The organism is Nitrospira sp. Vd2 (assembly GCF_979581665.1).
Genome location: NZ_CEFZSK010000040.1, coordinates 93956 through 111012, shown reverse-complemented (window position 1 = coordinate 111012; position 17057 = coordinate 93956). Strand labels below are relative to the sequence as shown.

The 17057-nt window shown below is 60.9% G+C and carries 17 protein-coding genes and 1 tRNA gene; 5 read left to right on the top strand and 13 right to left on the bottom strand.

Annotated features, from left to right (window positions below; genetic code table 11):
- Positions 1–34 precede the first annotated feature (34 nt).
- Genes AC1U7K_RS17205 through AC1U7K_RS17185 form a run of 5 tightly spaced genes read right to left on the bottom strand, consistent with a single transcriptional unit; the run spans position 35 to position 5189 of the window.
- Positions 35–331: a hypothetical protein gene (locus AC1U7K_RS17205; protein ID WP_480252944.1), complete on the bottom strand. Its 297-nt coding sequence runs from the start codon at positions 329–331 to the stop codon at positions 35–37.
- Positions 328–1740 (bottom strand): argininosuccinate lyase, encoded by a 1413-nt coding sequence (gene argH, locus AC1U7K_RS17200; RefSeq protein ID WP_480252943.1) that lies wholly within the window; start codon positions 1738–1740, stop codon positions 328–330. The genes AC1U7K_RS17205 and argH overlap by 4 nt, the downstream gene beginning before the upstream one ends.
- 19 nt (positions 1741–1759) lie before the next feature.
- Complete coding sequence (locus AC1U7K_RS17195; protein ID WP_480252941.1) at positions 1760–2995, bottom strand: argininosuccinate synthase; 1236 nt, start codon at positions 2993–2995, stop codon at positions 1760–1762.
- Positions 2992–3984, bottom strand: a complete 993-nt coding sequence (gene argF, locus AC1U7K_RS17190; RefSeq protein WP_480252940.1) for an ornithine carbamoyltransferase — start codon at positions 3982–3984, stop codon at positions 2992–2994. Before argF ends, AC1U7K_RS17195 begins: the two co-directional genes overlap by 4 nt.
- Positions 3985–3995: 11 nt before the next feature.
- On the bottom strand, positions 3996–5189 hold the full coding sequence (locus AC1U7K_RS17185) for an acetylornithine transaminase (RefSeq protein WP_480252938.1): 1194 nt from the start codon (positions 5187–5189) through the stop codon (positions 3996–3998).
- Between the two features lie 76 nt (positions 5190–5265).
- Here AC1U7K_RS17185 and AC1U7K_RS17180 point away from each other — a divergent pair, with 76 nt between their 5' ends.
- A complete protein-coding gene (locus tag AC1U7K_RS17180; RefSeq protein WP_480252937.1) occupies positions 5266–6084 on the top strand; it encodes a zinc-ribbon domain-containing protein in 819 nt (272 codons plus the stop codon).
- Positions 6085–6130: 46 nt separating this feature from the next.
- On the opposite strand, the gene AC1U7K_RS17175 is transcribed toward AC1U7K_RS17180, so the two are convergent.
- Positions 6131–6955: a hypothetical protein gene (locus tag AC1U7K_RS17175; protein WP_480252935.1), complete on the bottom strand. Its 825-nt coding sequence runs from the start codon at positions 6953–6955 to the stop codon at positions 6131–6133.
- Positions 6956–7126: 171 nt separating this feature from the next.
- On the opposite strand from AC1U7K_RS17175, the gene AC1U7K_RS17170 reads away from it, so the two are divergent.
- Positions 7127–7732, top strand: a complete 606-nt coding sequence (locus AC1U7K_RS17170) for a 2,3-bisphosphoglycerate-dependent phosphoglycerate mutase (RefSeq protein ID WP_480252934.1) — start codon at positions 7127–7129, stop codon at positions 7730–7732.
- Between the two features lie 5 nt (positions 7733–7737).
- Here AC1U7K_RS17170 and AC1U7K_RS17165 read toward each other — a convergent pair whose 3' ends face one another.
- On the bottom strand, positions 7738–8253 hold the full coding sequence (locus tag AC1U7K_RS17165) for a hypothetical protein (protein ID WP_480252932.1): 516 nt from the start codon (positions 8251–8253) through the stop codon (positions 7738–7740).
- Between the two features lie 118 nt (positions 8254–8371).
- Between AC1U7K_RS17165 and AC1U7K_RS17160 the strand changes: the two genes are divergently transcribed.
- Positions 8372–8917, top strand: coding sequence for a hypothetical protein (locus AC1U7K_RS17160; RefSeq protein ID WP_480252931.1), 546 nt, complete (start codon positions 8372–8374; stop codon positions 8915–8917).
- Positions 8918–9094: 177 nt separating this feature from the next.
- Complete coding sequence (locus tag AC1U7K_RS17155) at positions 9095–11104, top strand: OmpA family protein (RefSeq protein ID WP_480252930.1); 2010 nt, start codon at positions 9095–9097, stop codon at positions 11102–11104.
- Positions 11105–11375: 271 nt separating this feature from the next.
- On the opposite strand, the gene AC1U7K_RS17150 is transcribed toward AC1U7K_RS17155, so the two are convergent.
- Both AC1U7K_RS17150 and AC1U7K_RS17145 read right to left on the bottom strand, forming a co-directional pair.
- Positions 11376–12170 (bottom strand): hypothetical protein, encoded by a 795-nt coding sequence (locus AC1U7K_RS17150; protein ID WP_480252929.1) that lies wholly within the window; start codon positions 12168–12170, stop codon positions 11376–11378.
- Between the two features lie 46 nt (positions 12171–12216).
- On the bottom strand, positions 12217–12585 hold the full coding sequence (locus AC1U7K_RS17145; protein WP_480252928.1) for a hypothetical protein: 369 nt from the start codon (positions 12583–12585) through the stop codon (positions 12217–12219).
- A 322-nt stretch (positions 12586–12907) separates the two neighbouring features.
- Between AC1U7K_RS17145 and AC1U7K_RS17140 the strand changes: the two genes are divergently transcribed.
- A complete protein-coding gene (locus AC1U7K_RS17140) occupies positions 12908–14347 on the top strand; it encodes a DUF4118 domain-containing protein (RefSeq protein WP_480252926.1) in 1440 nt (479 codons plus the stop codon).
- Between the two features lie 628 nt (positions 14348–14975).
- Here AC1U7K_RS17140 and AC1U7K_RS17135 read toward each other — a convergent pair.
- From AC1U7K_RS17135 to AC1U7K_RS17120, 4 genes are all read right to left on the bottom strand, one after another.
- Positions 14976–15052: transfer RNA gene (locus tag AC1U7K_RS17135), tRNA-Arg, on the bottom strand.
- 107 nt (positions 15053–15159) lie between these two features.
- Positions 15160–15465 (bottom strand): RNA recognition motif domain-containing protein, encoded by a 306-nt coding sequence (locus tag AC1U7K_RS17130; protein ID WP_480252924.1) that lies wholly within the window; start codon positions 15463–15465, stop codon positions 15160–15162.
- 243 nt (positions 15466–15708) lie between these two features.
- Entirely contained in the window at positions 15709–16209 is a 501-nt protein-coding gene (locus tag AC1U7K_RS17125; RefSeq protein ID WP_480252922.1) for a shikimate kinase, read from the bottom strand.
- Complete coding sequence (locus tag AC1U7K_RS17120; RefSeq protein ID WP_480252921.1) at positions 16206–17057, bottom strand: shikimate dehydrogenase; 852 nt, start codon at positions 17055–17057, stop codon at positions 16206–16208. The genes AC1U7K_RS17125 and AC1U7K_RS17120 overlap by 4 nt, the downstream gene beginning before the upstream one ends.

Below are 17057 nucleotides of genomic sequence, written 5' to 3'. Positions count from 1 at the left end.
GTTCATCGACTATCACTGGACGGCGCTGACCGTCTCACCGTGGTCTCATCAAGACGTCGCCGCTCGGGCGGAGGCCCGGACGGGACAACTCCTCCGCGGCCGTTTCCCCGGCGATGGCCTCTTCCATCGTCTCCGGCTGCTCGGCCGGCACGGTCGGAAGCACCGGTTGCTCGGACTGGGCCTTGGCGGCTTTCTCGGCCCGTTCCTTTTCCCGCTTCTCTGCTTGCCGTTTCGCGCCGACTCCGATCGTATCGGGTGGGACCGGCGGTCCCATCACGCCACATCCGACGCTCACCGAGAGCACGAGCACCGCGGTCACGATGCCGATCACGTCAACATGCGCTCCAACGCCTTCAGGCGCGCAGCCACCCGTGTGCGGGCCGTTCCCCCGATCTGGGCTTTGCGCTCCACCGCGCCTTCCACCGTCAAGACGTCGAGGGCATCCTTTTCAAAGCGATCCGAATAGGCGCGAAGATCGGTAAGGGTCAGGTCCTTGAGGTCGCGCCGCTGATCGAGACAGGAACGAACGATCCGGCCGATCACCGCATGCGCTTCCCGGAACGGCATGCCCTTCGTCACCAAGTAGTCGGCCAGCTCCGTGGCGACCAATAGGCTGGAAGATGCAGCACGCGCGACGGCCGCGCGATTCACCGTCAGACCGCGGATCAATTCGCCGTAGAGTGTGACGGCCGTGCTGACGATATCCATCGCGTCGAACAGCGCTTCCTTGTCCTCCTGAAGGTCGCGATTGTAGCTGAGCGGGAGCGCCTTCATCATGGTCAATGTGCCCATTAAATGCCCGTACACCCGGCCGGTCTTCCCGCGCACAAGCTCCGGGACGTCGGGATTCTTCTTCTGCGGCATCATGCTGCTGCCCGTGCAGAAGGAGTCGGGAAGCTCGACGAATTGAAATTCTTGGGACGACCAGAGGATCAGCTCTTCGCTCAATCGCGACAGGTGCATCATGACGATTGAGACGGCGGAGAGCGACTCGACGACGAAATCGCGATCGGAGACGGCATCCAAGCTGTTCTCGGTGACGGATGCGAACCCCAGCAGTCGTGCCGTATACACCCGGTCCACGGGATAATTGGTCCCGGCCAACGCGCCGCTGCCCAATGGAAGGACGTTCACGCGAGCCAGCGCCTCCCGCAGGCGGGCCTTGTCGCGCTCGAGCATGTCGATGTACGCCAGCATGTGATGGGCGAACAGGACCGGCTGCGCACGCTGCAAATGGGTATAGCCCGGCATGATGACATCGAGGTACTCGCGGCCTTTGGCCATCAGGGCCTGCTGAAGCTGCTTCAGCCCGGTCGTGAGCGATCCGAGCGCCTCGCGCAGGTAGAGCCGGAGGTCCGTCGCCACCTGGTCGTTTCGACTGCGGCCGGTGTGGAGCTTCCCCCCGATCGGTCCGGTCAGCTCGGTGAGGCGGCGCTCGATCGCCATGTGAATGTCTTCGTCTTCGGGCAAAAACCGAAACCGACCGCCGTCCAACTCCGCCCGTACATCTTTGAGACCGGCGACGAGCGTCGATACCTCCCGCGCCGTCAGCACGCCGGCCCGCTGAAGCGTCTTACAGTGCGCGATGCTGCCTTCGATGTCATAGGCGTACAGCCGACGATCGAACGCCAACGAAGACGTGAAGGCCTCGACCAAAGAGTTCGTCTGCTCGGTGAAGCGACCGCTCCACAGCTTTCCGTGACTTGCGGGTGCACGAGTCGGCTTACGTTTCTTGTCCATCGGATGGTGCGGTCGCCAGTTACGCACGACGCGGTCGGCGACGTTGCGCGCGAATCGCCAGCCGCAACGCGTTCAGCCGGATGAAGCCTTCCGCGTCTTTTTGCCGATACGATTCATCCTCTTCAAATGTGGCGAGATCGAGCCGGTACAGGGAACGATCGGACTTCCGGCCGACCACCGTGCAATTTCCCTTGTAGAGCTTCACGCGGACGGTCCCGGTCACGTCCTGCTGAGCTTCATCGATGGTTTTTTGAAGCATCTCCCGCTCGGGCGCATACCAATAACCATAATAGATCAACTCGGCATATCGGGGTATCAGGCTGTCGCGAAGATGGAGGACTTCCCGGTCCATCGTAATCGATTCCAGACCCCGATGAGCCGTGTGCAGAATCGTGCCGCCCGGCGTTTCGTATACGCCCCGCGACTTCATGCCGACGTAGCGGTTCTCGACGAGATCGACCCGCCCCACCCCATGCTCGCCGCCGACTTGGTTGAGATGGGCGAGTAGGACTGCCGGCGTCATGCGCTTGCCGTCCACCGCGACCGGGTCGCCGTGCTCGTAGTCGATCTCCAATTCCCGTGGCTTGTTCGGAGCCTTCTCCGGCGACACGGTTAGTTGGAAGATCTCTTCGGGCGGCGCTTCCCACGGATCTTCTAAAATGCCGCCTTCGTAACTGATGTGGAAGAGGTTCAAGTCCATGCTGTACGGCTTGGCCTTGGTCGCCGTGACCGGGATGCCGTGCGTGGACGCGTAGTCGATCAGTTCGCGACGCGAGCGAAACGTCCACTCGCGCCACGGGGCAATGATCCGAATCGTCGGCTCGAGCGCCAGATAGGTGAGTTCGAAGCGCACTTGATCATTGCCTTTGCCGGTTGCCCCGTGCGACACGGCATCCGCGCCTTCCTTCCGCGCGAGTTCGATCTGGCGGCGTGCGATGAGCGGCCGCGCGATCGACGTGCCGAGGAGATAATGGCCCTCATAGACGGCATTCCCGCGCAGCATCGGAAAGATGTGGTCCCTGACGAAAACCTCGCGGAGGTCCTCGACGTAGGCTTTCGAGGCGCCGACCGCAAGGGCCTTTGCCTTGACCGCGGTGAGATCTTCGCCCTGCCCGAGATCGGCGCAGAAGGCAACGACCTCGCAGCCGTATGTCTCCTTGAGCCATTTTAGGATCACGGAGGTGTCGAGGCCGCCCGAGTACGCGAGGACGACTTTCTTGATCGGGTGACGCTTGGCACTGGCTTTCCGGTTCACGACGATCCTTTCGGCTGGGAGCGCGCTTGCGACGCCAACAGTTCGACGAGAATCGCTTTCTGCATATGGAGGCGGTTTTCGGCCTGATCGAGCACGACGGATTGCGGTCCGTCGAGCACGGCGCCGGTGATTTCCTGCCCCCGATGGGCCGGGAGGCAATGCATGACAATCGCATCAGGCGCCGCATCTTTCAGCAGCCGCTCGTTCACTTGGTAGGGCGACAGCGTCTTGATGCGGCGTGACTGCTCCCGTTCACGGCCCATGCTGATCCAGACATCGGTGTAGATCACGTCGGCATCTTTGACGGCGACGTGCGGGTTGTCTTCCAACTCGATCATCGAGTCTGTGACCCGGGCTTCCTCCCGCGCGAGATCGATGGTGCGTTGATCGGGCTCGTACCCCGAAGGGCACGCGATGCTGATCGCCATCCCGACCTTGGCCGCCGCCTCGATCAGCGAATTCGCCACATTGTTGCCATCGCCGACGTAGGCGCATTTCAACCCCTTCAAGCGGCCTTTCTTCTCCTGAATCGTCAGCAGGTCGGACAGCGCCTGACATGGATGGTGCAGGTCGGTGAGCCCGTTGATGACCGGGATCGTCGCCTGTTGGGCCCACTCCTCGACAATGGCATGGTCGAACGTGCGCACCACCAGCCCATCGAGGTACCGCGACAGGACGCGGGCGGTGTCGGCGATCGTTTCTCCACGGCACAGTTGAATGTCGGAGGCCGAGAGAAAGAGCGATTGACCGCCCAGTTGGTTCATCCCCGTTTCGAACGACACGCGGGTTCGCGTCGATGGCTTTTCGAACAGGAGGCCAAGGGTGGTGCCCGCCAACGGTTGATGCACCAGACGTCGCCGTTGCTTGACTTTCAATTCGGCCGCCAGGCGAAGCAGGCGCGCAACCGCCGCGCGGGGAATCGCGCCGACCGTCAGAAGGTCGCGTCCAAAAAGACGGATCGCCTTGCCATGCGCAGGCTGCCGGGTCATTGCTTCTATCCTTACGCTCGTTTGGTAAGAACGTCCGCGAGTACATCGAGCAGGCGGTCGATCTCGCGTTGCGTGATGACGAGAGGTGGCACGAATCGAAGGACACGATTCATCGTGCAATTGATGAGAAGGCCGCGGCTCAAGCAATCGTCCACCACGGGCTTGCCGTCGATCGTCAGTTCCATGCCTTGCAGGAGTCCGAGCCCGCGCACGTCCTTCACGTTGGGGAGGCGTTCTTTGAGCTCGAGCAGTCCTTTGGCGAGATACTGTCCGACCGCTCGGCTTTGCGCGAGCAGCCGACCTTCGAGCAGCACCCGTAGGACGGCGAGTGCCGCGCTGCAGGCCAGCGGATTGCCGCCGAACGTGGAGGCGTGCGTGCCGGGCGTGAAGACGGAGGCGACATCGGCAGAGGCGAGGCATGCGCCGATCGGCACTCCGCCGCCCAGCCCTTTGGCCAACGTCATGATGTCCGGCTCGATGCCGAACTGCTCGTAGGCGAACAGCGTTCCGGTGCGCCCGATGCCGGTCTGCACCTCGTCGAGAATCAGAAGAACGCCCCGCTGCCGACACAGATCGCGCAGGCTCTTGATGTACGCCTGATCGGCGACGTTCACGCCGCCCTCGGCTTGAATCAATTCGAGCATCACCGCCGCAGTCTGAGGCGTGATCGCCTGCTCCACCGCCGCCAAATCATTGAACGGCACGTACGTGAAGCCGGGGACCAAGGGCTCGAACCCTTTCTGCACCTTTTCCTGTCCGGTCGCGGTCAGGGTCGCCAGGGTGCGTCCGTGAAAGGACTGGAGCATCGTAATGATCTCGAAGCGGCCGGGCCCGTGTTTCTCGTGCGCGTAACGCCGGGCAAGCTTGATGGCCGCTTCGTTCGCCTCCGCGCCGCTGTTGCAAAAGAAGACCTTCTCCGCGAACGAGTGGTCGACGAGCACCTCGGCCAGCCGTACCTGCGGCTCGGTGTAGTACAGATTGGAAGCGTGCAGGAGATGCTGCGATTGTTTTTGGATCGCCGCGATCAGATCGGGATGTCCGTGCCCCAGCACGTTCACGGCGATGCCGGCCACAAAATCCAGATACTCGCGTCCCTCCAAATCGTAGACGCGGCTCCCGCGACCTCGTACCACGGAGATCGGCGTGCGGGCGTAGGTGTTCATCAGGTACCTGTCGCCGTCGTGCCGCAGTTCTTCTGTTGGCATGGAAGTAGTTAGAGGCGCTACACCCGAATGTAGCGAACGAGCGTATCTAAATTGGTGAAAAATAGCACAAGACCTGATGATCCGCAATAAGAAACGGCATGCTGATCTAAGGATCGACCGCCTCCGCGGCAGCGCATTGCTTGAGCACCACGGGGGACAATGCTATAAGGGCACGCTGACTTTGGGGCGCGCCTTCTTGATCAAAACCTGCGAGAAGTGCGGACAAGCGAACGCGGAGGACGCGCGGTTCTGCTCGCAATGCGGGACGCCGCTCAACGCCGACGCGCCGGTTTCAACCGCTGTCTCCGACGAGACGGATCTCTGGCGCACCTTCATCGGCCCCCAACCGGCCCTCTTGTTCTCGTTCAAGTCGGGATGGTCATGGGGTCGGCCGGATGCGTACTATCTCGCCCAATTCAAGAAATTCACCGGGTCGCACCGGCCGCGCTTCGCCCTGACCTGGCACTGGCCGACTTTCCTTCTCGACCCCTTTCTCTGGTTTCTGTACCGGAAGATGTACCTGTACGCGCTGGTGTATGCGGTCGGGCCGGTGGTATCCGCCTATCTCACCAGCGACGTGACGGTCGGCATCGTCTGGCGAATCATGGCGGCGACGAGTGCCAATTACGTGTACTTTTGGCACATCCGGGAGCACGTGGCGGAGATACGGAAGCGCCCGTACATCGGCCACATGGAGTTAGAGGCCGAGATCCATGACCGGGGCGGAGTACAGCGGTACGTCATTTGGCTTGGCGTGCTGCTGCATGTCCTGCTGCTTGTGGTCGTCGCTCAACTGATCCAAGAGGGACCGCCTGCAGGAACGCCGCCGTGGCCTGGCAAGGCCAAGCCGACGGTGGCCGGTAAACCAACAACTGTAGGCGCGGCCGAGCCGTGAGGATTGCACGCCGGTATGATGCACGATCGGCCGACTGTCCGCCGCGCTAGCGCCTCGACAACTGCCAGTTGATCCAGCCCTGAAACCACGCGAAGTCTTGCTCGTACGCGGTGCCGGCGGATTGGCCTTGGGGCGTCTTCTGCTCGAGGTCGGTATAGGTCCGCGGCCAGTTCTTTTGCCACCATGACTTTAGCTCATCGGGCGGATAGGCGGTGCCACTCGGTTGCATGATGTCGGCAGCGGTCACGAGATCGGCAATCAGCGGCCAGTAGCGATCTTTCCCGAGTCCCAGGGCCTTGAAATGTTCGCGCAACAGAAAGATCACCCATAGCTCGGCGCTGTTTTTCTTGTTGTGTTTGAACGGTTGCGTCTGGCGAAGCGGGATCGGGTCGAAGGTCTTGATCACCGAGGTATAGTCCGGGCCGCCATAGCTTCCGGCGACTTCCGCAATCCCCTCGAGCATCGTCGCGAGTTCGACTTCGATCACGGGGCGCTGCGGCGAGCCGGCCGGCCGTGGCGTCTCTTCAAATGGGTTCGACGCGGTCAGCAGCTCGATCAAAGGCTTGAGCTCGCGAAGCCGTGCGACCGCCGCTCGTAGGACCTGCTCGGACTCCAGCCAATAGTCGGGATCGTTCTTGGACAGTCGTTCACGGCCCGGCGGCGGCAACACGACGGGAATCCAATACCGGAGCAGGACAAAAAGTATGTAGTGGATGTTCGCACGAAGACGCTCGATGGTCACAAGCGGGCCATCGAGGCCACGCGCGTTCTTAAAGAACGTCGTCACGCGGTCCCCGACACCGAAGCGAGCGGCCATGGCGACCCACCAGCGTTCGATTTCATCCCACGGGTGCGAGGTGCTCTTTTCCATCGTCCCTCGCGCGGCATCGTAGCGTCCGCCTGAAAGGCAATGCAAGGCAGCGCCACCATTGCGCGTGATCGATAGCGCATTTTGAAGATGACAAGGCGCCGGGCCTTTGAGTAGGCTGTCGGGCGCGCGTCTCCGGCAACGAATGCCGGTCACAGAATGGAGGTTGGACCGATGGGGCGGATGGTTCTCCTGCGCCATGGTGAATCGCAATGGAATCTCGAGAATCGCTTCACGGGTTGGGTCGATGTGCCGTTATCAGCCAAGGGCGAACAAGAAGCGCGGGCGGCCGGCGAGAAGTTGAAGGGCTATCGATTCGACCGTGCCTTCACGTCAGTTCTGACCCGGGCGAACGAGACGCTGCGCCTCGTGCTCGAGGTCATCGGCCAGACGACGATCCCGATCGAGAAGGATCAGGCGTTGAATGAGCGGATGTACGGCGATCTGCAAGGCCTCAACAAAGCCGAGACCGCAGAGAAGTACGGAGAGCAGCAAGTCAAAATTTGGCGCCGCAGCTACGACGTCCGCCCACCGGGTGGGGAAAGTTTGAAGGACACGGCGGAGCGGGTTCTCCCGTATTATCGTCGCGTCATTGAACCCTATGTCTTGAGGGGCGAGACGATCCTCATCGCCGCGCACGGGAACAGCCTTCGCGCGCTCGTCATGCACTTGGATCGTTTGACGAAGGAGGCGGTGCTCGAATTGAACATCCCGACCGGGGCGCCGTTACTCTACGAGCTCGATGCGGCCGGGCAGGTGCTTGATCGTCGCTATCTCTAGCATGTCTACCCGCCTGTCACCTCGAGGCCTTCGACGAGTTCTCCAAATTGCTCGACAGGAACGAAGTCGATGCAGAAGGCGAGAAATGCCGGCCGCCCCTCACGACCAAGAATGCCGCGGGATTCGAGGTGCTCGGCGGCTTCTTGAAACACGGCAATCGGCTCTCCGCCCTGCTGAACCACACGGGCATAGGCGTCCGCGCGCGCTCTGACCGCTTCGAGCCACACCGTTGGATTTTCACCCGGTCGGTTCAGCGACGAGCAGCGCGCTGCCACGAGACGCTCTAATCGCCCGATCACCGGTCCGGCGTCCTTCCGTAGTGCGGCCGTTACGGCCGATTCCGCCCAGTAGAGGTCCAGCGCGAGAATTTCCCGAAGGAGTTCGATCGCCGCGTCATGCGAGGGATCGAGACCGTACTCACGCAGGGCCTGGACGGACAAGGATGGCGCGATGGCATCGTAGAGGAGCGTCGCGGCCGCATCGGGCGAGAGTGCCATGGCGTATACCGTGAGTGTCAGCATACGTGAGGCCATCGTTGGGCACAACGGTGTCCCGGCGCGGTCGATCGGTTGTTGGCTACCGATTCATGTGGTACAGTGCGCGGCTCGTCGTACCCTTAGGCGGTCTTCAGGAGGTGGTATGCGGGACAGGCCGATGCGATTCAGCACGATCATGGCCTTCATAGCGATGCTGACCGTAGCGGTAGGGACCGTGTCGGCACAGGACAGTCAGAGCCGCTGGGGCTTCGGCACGGACCTCGGCTTCACGAGCGGCACAGTGAATGGAACGGTCTTCACGTTGGGATTGAATGCCGACTACTATGTCGACCGCGCCTTTTCCATCGGTCCCATGGTGCTGCTTTCACCGATTGGCGATCTGACCCAAATCGCCATCGCGGGCGTCGGTCGCTATCACTTCCGCATGGCCACGCTGAATCTCGTCCCCTTCGCCGGTTTCGGATTGGTGCACGCAGACCTGGATCGCGGCAGCGGACCGGGGCGCATCGATCGGAACGACACGAGTTGGTACATTCCCTTGGGCCTCACCGCCGAATTCCCCGTCACTGGAAAATTGGCGCTGGCCGGCACGTTAATTGTCAACCTGCACAACATCGATCTTGAGCCGTCCCTCCAACCCGACCACACGAGCGTGTCCCTGCTCTTTGGCATCCGCTTCGGCCCTTAACCCACGCGCAGTAAGCGGCGCGCAACTGTTTTTGTCGGTCTGGAGTAGAGGCTTCACCGTATTGACCGCTCGACCGACCCCGCCCATACTGACGCCGGTTTTCCATGGTTGTCCGAGTGCCTGCGCCATGCTGGACCGTCCCACACCCGCAGGTGCCATGCCTACAGGGAGGATGACATGAAAGTCACGCTTTGCACGGTTGTCGTCATGGCGGCGTTGATGGTCGGATGCGTCAGTACCGCGACGCATACGCAGACACTTGCCGAGCTTCAAGAGGCGAAAAAAGCCCGTAAGAAAACGGCGGCTGAGCTGGAGCAGGCGAAGAAGCGCGCAGAGGCGGAAGCGACGCAACACGAGGCAAGCCGAGAGGAACTCGCGAACCTTCTCAATGAGGCGAAGAAAGAGCGGGAGGCCGCTCGGAAGGAAAAGGATGCGCTAGCCGATCAGTTGGCCCAGGCGCAGCAGGAGCGGGTGCAGGCGCAGCAGGAGCAGCTCTTCACGCAACAGGCGCTGGAAGAGTTGAAGAAGCAAGCAGCGGCGGATGCCGAGGCCCAGCGTCAGAAGGCTCAAGCTGCCGAGGAGTCGGCAAGGCGCGCGCTCGAGCAGGCCGAACAGGCACGGATCTCAACGGAACGCGCCTTGGCGGACGCCCGCGAATCAGGTCGGAAGGCCGGTGACGAACTCGAGCGATTGCGACGGGAGCATGCCGACCTTCAACAGGCCCACGCCGCTACTCAGAACGCGCTTGAAAGGTCACGAGAGTCGGGGCGGCAAACGGCCGAAGAGCTTCAGCAGTTGCGCGACCAACATGCCGCACTCGGTCAGACCCATTCAGCGGTTGCCGAGGAGCGTGACAAGTTGCGCGCTGCGGAGGATCAGTTGAAGCAGCGCCTGGAGCGGCTCCAGCGCGATCTGGCGTCGGCCCAGCAGGCTGCCGCGGCCTCCGAGGGACGTGAGAATGATCTGCAGCGTGAGCGGGAGCGTCTGGCTGCGGCACTCGGTGACGCACAGCGCAGCGGCGAGGAACTCAACACGCAGTTGGCGGCGGAGCGGCAGCGCGCGGGGCAACTGGGCGAAGAGCGGCAACGGCTCCAGACTGCGCTAAATGCCGCGCAAGACCAAGTGGCGGCGCTTCAACGCCGCGGTGACGAGCTAACACGCGACGCTGAGCGTGCGCGAGCGCTGGACAAGGACATGGCCGACCTTCGAACTCAACTTGAGCAACGCGGCAAGCAGGTGCGTGAACTGGAAAATCAAGCGCGCCGTGCGGAAGAATTGACGAAGGAGCTAGCGGCCAAGGAGCAGGTACTGCAGCAAGCGGCGGCCGAACGCGATGCGCTCAAGAAGCAGATCGCCGGGATGGCCGCCGACGTCGATCGACAACGGCAACAGGCGAGCGCGTTGCAAGCACAGGCCGACAGTCTGGATACCCAGGCCGAGCAATTACGGCAGGAGCGAGACCGGCTGGCCGGTGATCTGCAACACTTACAGGAGATCGTCCAGGCGGCTGAGCCGAAGCTTGCCAGCCTCAATTCCACCCTCTCGCAGCGTGACGAAGAACTGCAGCGGCTCCGCGACGAGCACAATCGGCTTCAGGAGCAACTCAATCGTGTGCGGGACCGCGCACAGACGGAAGAGGCCGAGCGCCATCGTGTCGAGCAGGAGCGTGCAGCCAAGGAGACCGAGATCGAGCGGTTGAGGAAAACCCAGGAAGACCTCTCGCGATCGCTCCAGGACGAAATCGCCAAAGGCAATATCACCATCAAGCAGGTCCGCGATCAGCTTACGATCAACATGGTCGAGAAAGTCCTGTTTGATTCTGGGAGCGCGGACATCAAGCCAGCGGGCTTGAAAGTGCTCAAGCAGGTCAGCGATGTCTTGAAGCACATCAACGACAAGCAAATCCGGATCGAAGGCCATACCGACAACGTGCCGATTGGTCCGAAGATCAAAGACCGGTTCCCGACGAATTGGGAGCTGTCGACGGCGCGAGCTACGTCCGTCATTCGCTATCTTCTGGAGCAAGGCGGGGTGCCGCGCGAGGCGATATCGGCTGGCGGCTATGCCGATACGCGACCCGAGGCGACGAACAACACAGAAGAGGGGCGAGCCCAGAACCGGCGGATTGAAATTGTGTTGTATCCAAAGGACCTCGGCGCGATCGTGAGCCGGATGGCGCAAGAGTAGCGACGAAGTGAGAATCGCGGCCTGGTGCGGTGACGGTAACCGCCCGGTAGATTAGGCGGCGTTCGACGTCGCTCAGCGCAGCAATCCTCTACGTGCTGGCTGGCGTCGTGCGGCGCGGAGTCGACCATCCACAAGCTGCTTGGGTAGACATCATCCGCACCGCCGATGGGAACCAACCCCAGAAGCGCCGCGCACGAATCCTACCGTTGGCCTGGACGATGTTGCGCAATCGATGCGAGGATCGCACGGTAGAGTACTTGAAGTTGTGATGTTATCGACTGAAGACGGTGGTGCCCTGTACTGGTTCCTGTGTGTCGGGTCCGGTGGCTCGTTGAAAAAACCGCCGCCATAGATAGTCGGCGCAGTTTGTCGCGAGCGTGTGGAGAGAAGCTTTAGCGGCTTCTCCGTTGTCGGTGCCATCAAGATCGGCTCTTTTCAGGATCGGCGTGAGCGAACTATTTCTGTCGAATTCGCAGGTCTCCTGCCACACTACGCTTTCGTCATCGAGGTGAATGAGCCGAACTCGAGCCGCATACACGGTCCGATACCCAGGAAGTTCGCTGGCGAAAGACATCCGTGGCATTATTTGAATCATCCAACCTTCTGTCTTGAAGTCTAAGACATAGCCACTGCCGATCTGCTTCTTAAGAGCATCCACATCATCATCGTCCGCCAGTTGTGAGGGGGGCAGCGTATCGAGACCGAGTTCTTTGGACCAGGCTGGCAAGAACCGCGATTGAACTTGTCGAATTGGATCGATCAATTGTGTTTGCGAAATGAACTGGGCTCCCGCTTCTTTCGCGTCAGCCATCTGCAGCCCGCCGTCGATCGCGCCGCCAATCATCCCAAACAACAGCCCGAGCGCGATGCTGCGCGCCTTTTGCTCACCGGTCCAGATCATGAACGGTTCGGGATCATAATGAATGACAGCCAGTTTGGACTGGGCAAGCGAGGTCAGGACCGATGGTTCCACCGCAACGTGTTTCGTGCCACATCCATCAATAGCGGTGATCAGCAGCAGAGAGGTGATAACGAGGCGAGCAGTGTGGGAGGCATGAACTAACATGGAGATCCTCCGGGGTTGAACTGACATCAGAACAAGGGTGGGAATTTCATTTAAATTTTACCGCGATGCCATTCACCGTGGTGCACGTGAAGCTATAGACATTGTAGATCGGGACAAATCCATACAGGCTACTGGTGACAGTCACATTGATGAGCGCGTCGCCTCCCTTTTCGGCCAGGGCCTTTTCCACCGCCTTCGAAAAGCTCGAATTGCCAAACGGAACGACGGCGATGACAAAATGGCGGCAGGCCGTGCCTTCTGCTGGACCAAGTTCTTCAAAGGCGACGCCTGATCTGAGCATCTCTGCATTGTTCGCGGAAGGCCTCGTTACAATCCCGAGATTACCGACAGAGGTGCAGGCGGCAAAAACGAAGGGGAGAAGAGGAGCCAGTGTAAGGGTCAGAAGTCGAGGCATTATTGTCCGTAGAGAAAGAGGTTGGGATGTACTATGGGTGCTGAGGCGTCAGTTGGCAATTACACTTAAGTATGACGCGCCTACCGTCCCGCATAACTACGAACAATCCCGCCGCACGCTGCAGCGGGAGGTGCGCACCCGACCGCCCGTGAAAGGGGCCGCTCTCCACGGTCCAACGATTGCGGGCTCGCTACCGCGGATCGTCCCGGTGCAAGGGTACACGCTGTAGGTCATTGTAGTGACTCGCCGACCACATTCCTGTAGCGCGACCACCGTCCCTCGGTGTAAGGTTGTGCCTCTGCCGCGTCGGCAGCAGACCATCATGCGAGTCCCTCCTCCCTCGCTTCTCCGTCATGGAAACGCCATCGCGTGTGTGACCTTCGCGTTGGCCATTGCGTACTACCTGGATCCTCTTTCCAACCGAGCTACCTTTTTCATTTTGTTGGCCGCCGTGATCGTCAGCACATGGCTCGGGGGTCTCGGGCCGGGGGCGGTTGCGTTAGGTCTGGGCGCGCTAGGCGCCTGGTATTTCCTGCTGCCGCCTCGTTTGTCATTTGAAGTCCACAATCCTCAGGACGTCGTCCTCGTGGTCTTTTTCGTGCTGGTGTCCATGGCAGTCATGCTGCTCACCGACAGCCGTCGGCGGCTCATTGAGCAGCTGACTCGCCGGTCATGGGACCTGGGGGAGGAGGTTCGAGAACGAAGACGAATCGAAGGCGCACTGCGCGAAGCCGAGGCACACGCACGCAGCTTGTTTGAGCGGAATCCGGTTCCGACCGCCGTGGTCGATCCGCAGACGCTCCGCTATCTGGATGTCAACGAGGCCGCGGTCCGGCATTACGGGTACTCCCGCGAAGAGTTTCTCACGATGACGATCATGGATATTCGTCCACCGGAGGATCGAGTGCCTCTGGTGAACGCCATGAGCGAGGCGGCCGGGAAGCCGGTGTGGGACTACGGGATTTGGCGGCATTACAAGCGAGACGGCACGCTCGTGTTTGTCGATATCACCGCCCATGCCATGATGTTCGACGATCGTCCGGCGCTATTGGCGGTCTGCCATGATGTCACCGCACAGGTGAAAGAGCAAAACGTGCTTCACACAATGGTCGACCGCCTCTCGGACGAAGTGAGAGCGCGGTCACGCGATTTGGAGGCGAAAAAGGCGCAGTTGCAGGCGGCGACGGTCGAGTTGAGTGTGACGGAGGATCGTGAGCGGAAACGCTTGGCGCAGGCCGTCCATGACAACCTCGCGCAGTTACTCCTCTTCTCGAAGATGAAACTCGAACGGATTCAGCGGAAGAGGGACTTCAAAAAGTCGTGGCTTGCGCTGATCGAAGTGAAGCACCTCCTCGACCAAGCGCTCGAGTCGGCCCGGACGTTGACGCTCGATCTGCAGCCCCCGCTGCTTGGGGATGAAGATGATTTGACGGCGGCCTTGGCCTGGGTGGCGGAGAAGATGCGAGCTCATGGACTGACGGTGACCATTGCCGAACACGGCGTGCCCCAAGTCGTCGAGCACGATATCGTCATCATCGTGTATCGGGCGGTGCAAGAATTATTGTGGAACGTGATCAAGCATGCCGACACTCGTGAGGCGACAATGACGATTGACCGATACGACAATCATGTGGACGTCCTCGTGGAAGATTACGGAAAGGGTTTTGACTCACTGCGCCGCGGACACCATCCAAGGCGGGTGGGCTGGGGCTGTTCAGTATCAACGAGCGCGTGGGGAGTATTGGCGGTCAATTCCAGGTGACGTCGGTCCCACGTCACGGGACGCAGGTTCGTCTGCGAGTCCCGGTGCGATTAGAAAAGAAGGCAACGGGTCCCGGTGTGGATGTGGAAACAGGCACGGCGTGATCATGCATCGTGCTGTCCGGCTGCGGGTGGCTCGAAGACGGACAGGAGCCTTGGAGTCGCCGGCGGTTGAAGCTGCTCTCCGTGTAAGGAAGAACCTGTTTAACGAGACCGAGGTAGACCGATACCGCTGAAGACGCGGAACTTCTGGTCGTCCCTGCTCGGCTATCGTTCACGCAGAGAACACGGACAGCGCCAACTCAGGCTGCCGGGCGCTGTCTCGACGTTGAAGGCGGCTCCGAGGCCGGCACCGTTTCCTCTGGTAGGGTGTCTCGCCTGGCTCGGTACCGCTCAATCATGACATCGTAAACCAACAGTGCTAGGCCGAGCATGGGTCCGAGAAAGAGCAGGACCAGGGTGACGTAGAGAGTGAAGTGCTTCACCCGGGCACTGTGCGCCCTGATCGAATGCGCTAACAATGGGACCGAAAGGTAGCCGCGCGTAGGCTGTTCTTGCAATGCTCCGTCAGGTATGTGGCAGCCACCGGGTGCGCTGACAAGGACTGGATTGGTAGATTAGCGGCTAGATGGTGCGCCCGGCAGGAATTGAACCTGCGACCTGCGGGTTCGAAGCCCGACGCTCTATCCAACTGAGCTACGGGCGCACAGGGTTATTACAAGCACTCGGCAGAAACGCTTGTCAAGGTCGGCGAGGCACAAAAGAAAAAGGCCGCTGTGAAACAGCGGCCTTTGATCGATTCGTATGTTGCCGTTACCAGCGGTCCCGTCCTTCGCCGCCGCCTCCTCCTCCGCCACCAAAGGGTCGCTTCTCCTGTGGGCGGGCTTCATTCACGACGAGTGTTCGTCCGCCCAACTGCGAGCCGTTGAGCGCGGCAATGGCTTTCTGGGCTTCCTCGCCGGTTGACATTTCGACAAAGCCGAACCCCCGTGACTGCCCGGTGTAGCGGTCGGTGATCACCTTGGCCGACTGCACCGTCCCATATTGGGCGAACAGTTCGCTGAGCTGCTGTTCGGTGGTGGAATAGGGAAGGCTGCCCACATACAATTTGGTACCCACGACTGACCTCCTCACTGCTCTGATATTGTCTTGAGAAGAGGGATTGGAAAGGCGAAGGAGAGAACGGCAGGTCGCCTACTCACCGCACTATCACAAATCACTTGCGCTTTTCCGGACAGCTTCCTCTCGCAAGGCAACATCGAATCTGGGCCATCCTACCTTGCTCTCCATCGCGTGGCCCAACGCGAAGGACAGCACTTGAAGGATAGCACGGGATGGTAGGTAGATCAATCGCCGATAACCTTACAGTTGGGCCAAGATCGCCTCGGCGACGGCAGGAACGGATAGGGAATCAGTGGCAACGGTATGGTCGGCAGCCGCCTCATAGGTGGGCCGACGCTCAGCCAGAACCTCCGCGATTTCCTCAATGAAGGATTTCGTTCCAGTGAGGGACGGTCGTTGACGATCCCGACCGATCCGGGCTTGGATCGTGCTGACGTCCGCCGTCAACCAAAAGAGGCGGCCGTTGGTCTTCAGGGCCGCCACATTCTCTGGGCGGAGGACGGCTCCGCCGCCCGTATCGATGACCAGACCATCCTTTCCGCTCAGGTCCTTGCAGACCTGACTCTCAAGGTCTCGGAAATACTCCCAGCCGTGTTGCTGCACGATCTCAGGAATGGACAGGTTGGCACGCTCGACGACCAGCGCGTCGGTGGAAACGGCCTCCCGGCCCAATCGTGCCGCGAGCACCTTCGCCACCGTGCTCTTCCCTGTCCCACGGTACCCGATCAGGACGATGTTCATGCGAATCGGGACTCTAGCACGGTGCGCATGACGTCAGCGGGCGCCTGATGTCCGGTCCACAGCTCGAACTGCGCCACGGCCTGGTTTAAGAACATCTCCAGTCCGCGGATCGTCTTACAGCCGGCGGCTTTCGCTTCCCGGAGGAGACGCGTCTCGAGCGGGTTGTAGACAATGTCCATGACCGTGAGGGCCTGATGAAGGAGAGCGGCGGGGACGGCGGTTTCTTCTGTCTTGGGAGACATGCCGATTGGCGTGCACTGGAGCAGCACGTGAGCCTCGGGCAGTGTCCGATGAAGACGTTCCTCATCGAGCGGCCCCTCGTCGACCGTCAAGGCGGTCTTCTCCCGGAGATCCCGGATGAGACCGCAGCGTTCCGCTTCGTCGATACCCAGGATCGTCAGGCGTTCGAGACCGGTATTGTAAAAGGCAAACGCAATCGCCCGCGCCGCGCCCCCCGAGCCAAGGATCACCACCCGGCGGCCCTCCAAGACGACGCCGGCGTCCGTCAGGGCGCGAAGCGCCCCGGACGCATCCGTGTTGTACCCAGTCAGTTCGCCGTTCTCGACCACAATCGTATTGACCGAACCGATATGTCGAGCTGTTGGTTCGACCCGATCGAGGTGAGGAATGACCGCGACTTTATGCGGAATCGTGACACTGAGCCCCCGGACGTTGCCGAGGGCTCGAACGCCCCGCATCGCGCCAGCGACGTCCTCGACCCGAAACGCGAGATAGACGAAATTCAACCCGAGCTTCTGGAACGCGGCGTTGTGGATCGCCGGGGAGAGCGAGTGTTCAACGGGGTTGCCGATGACTCCACAGAGTTTCGTGTGGGCGTTGATTTCCAT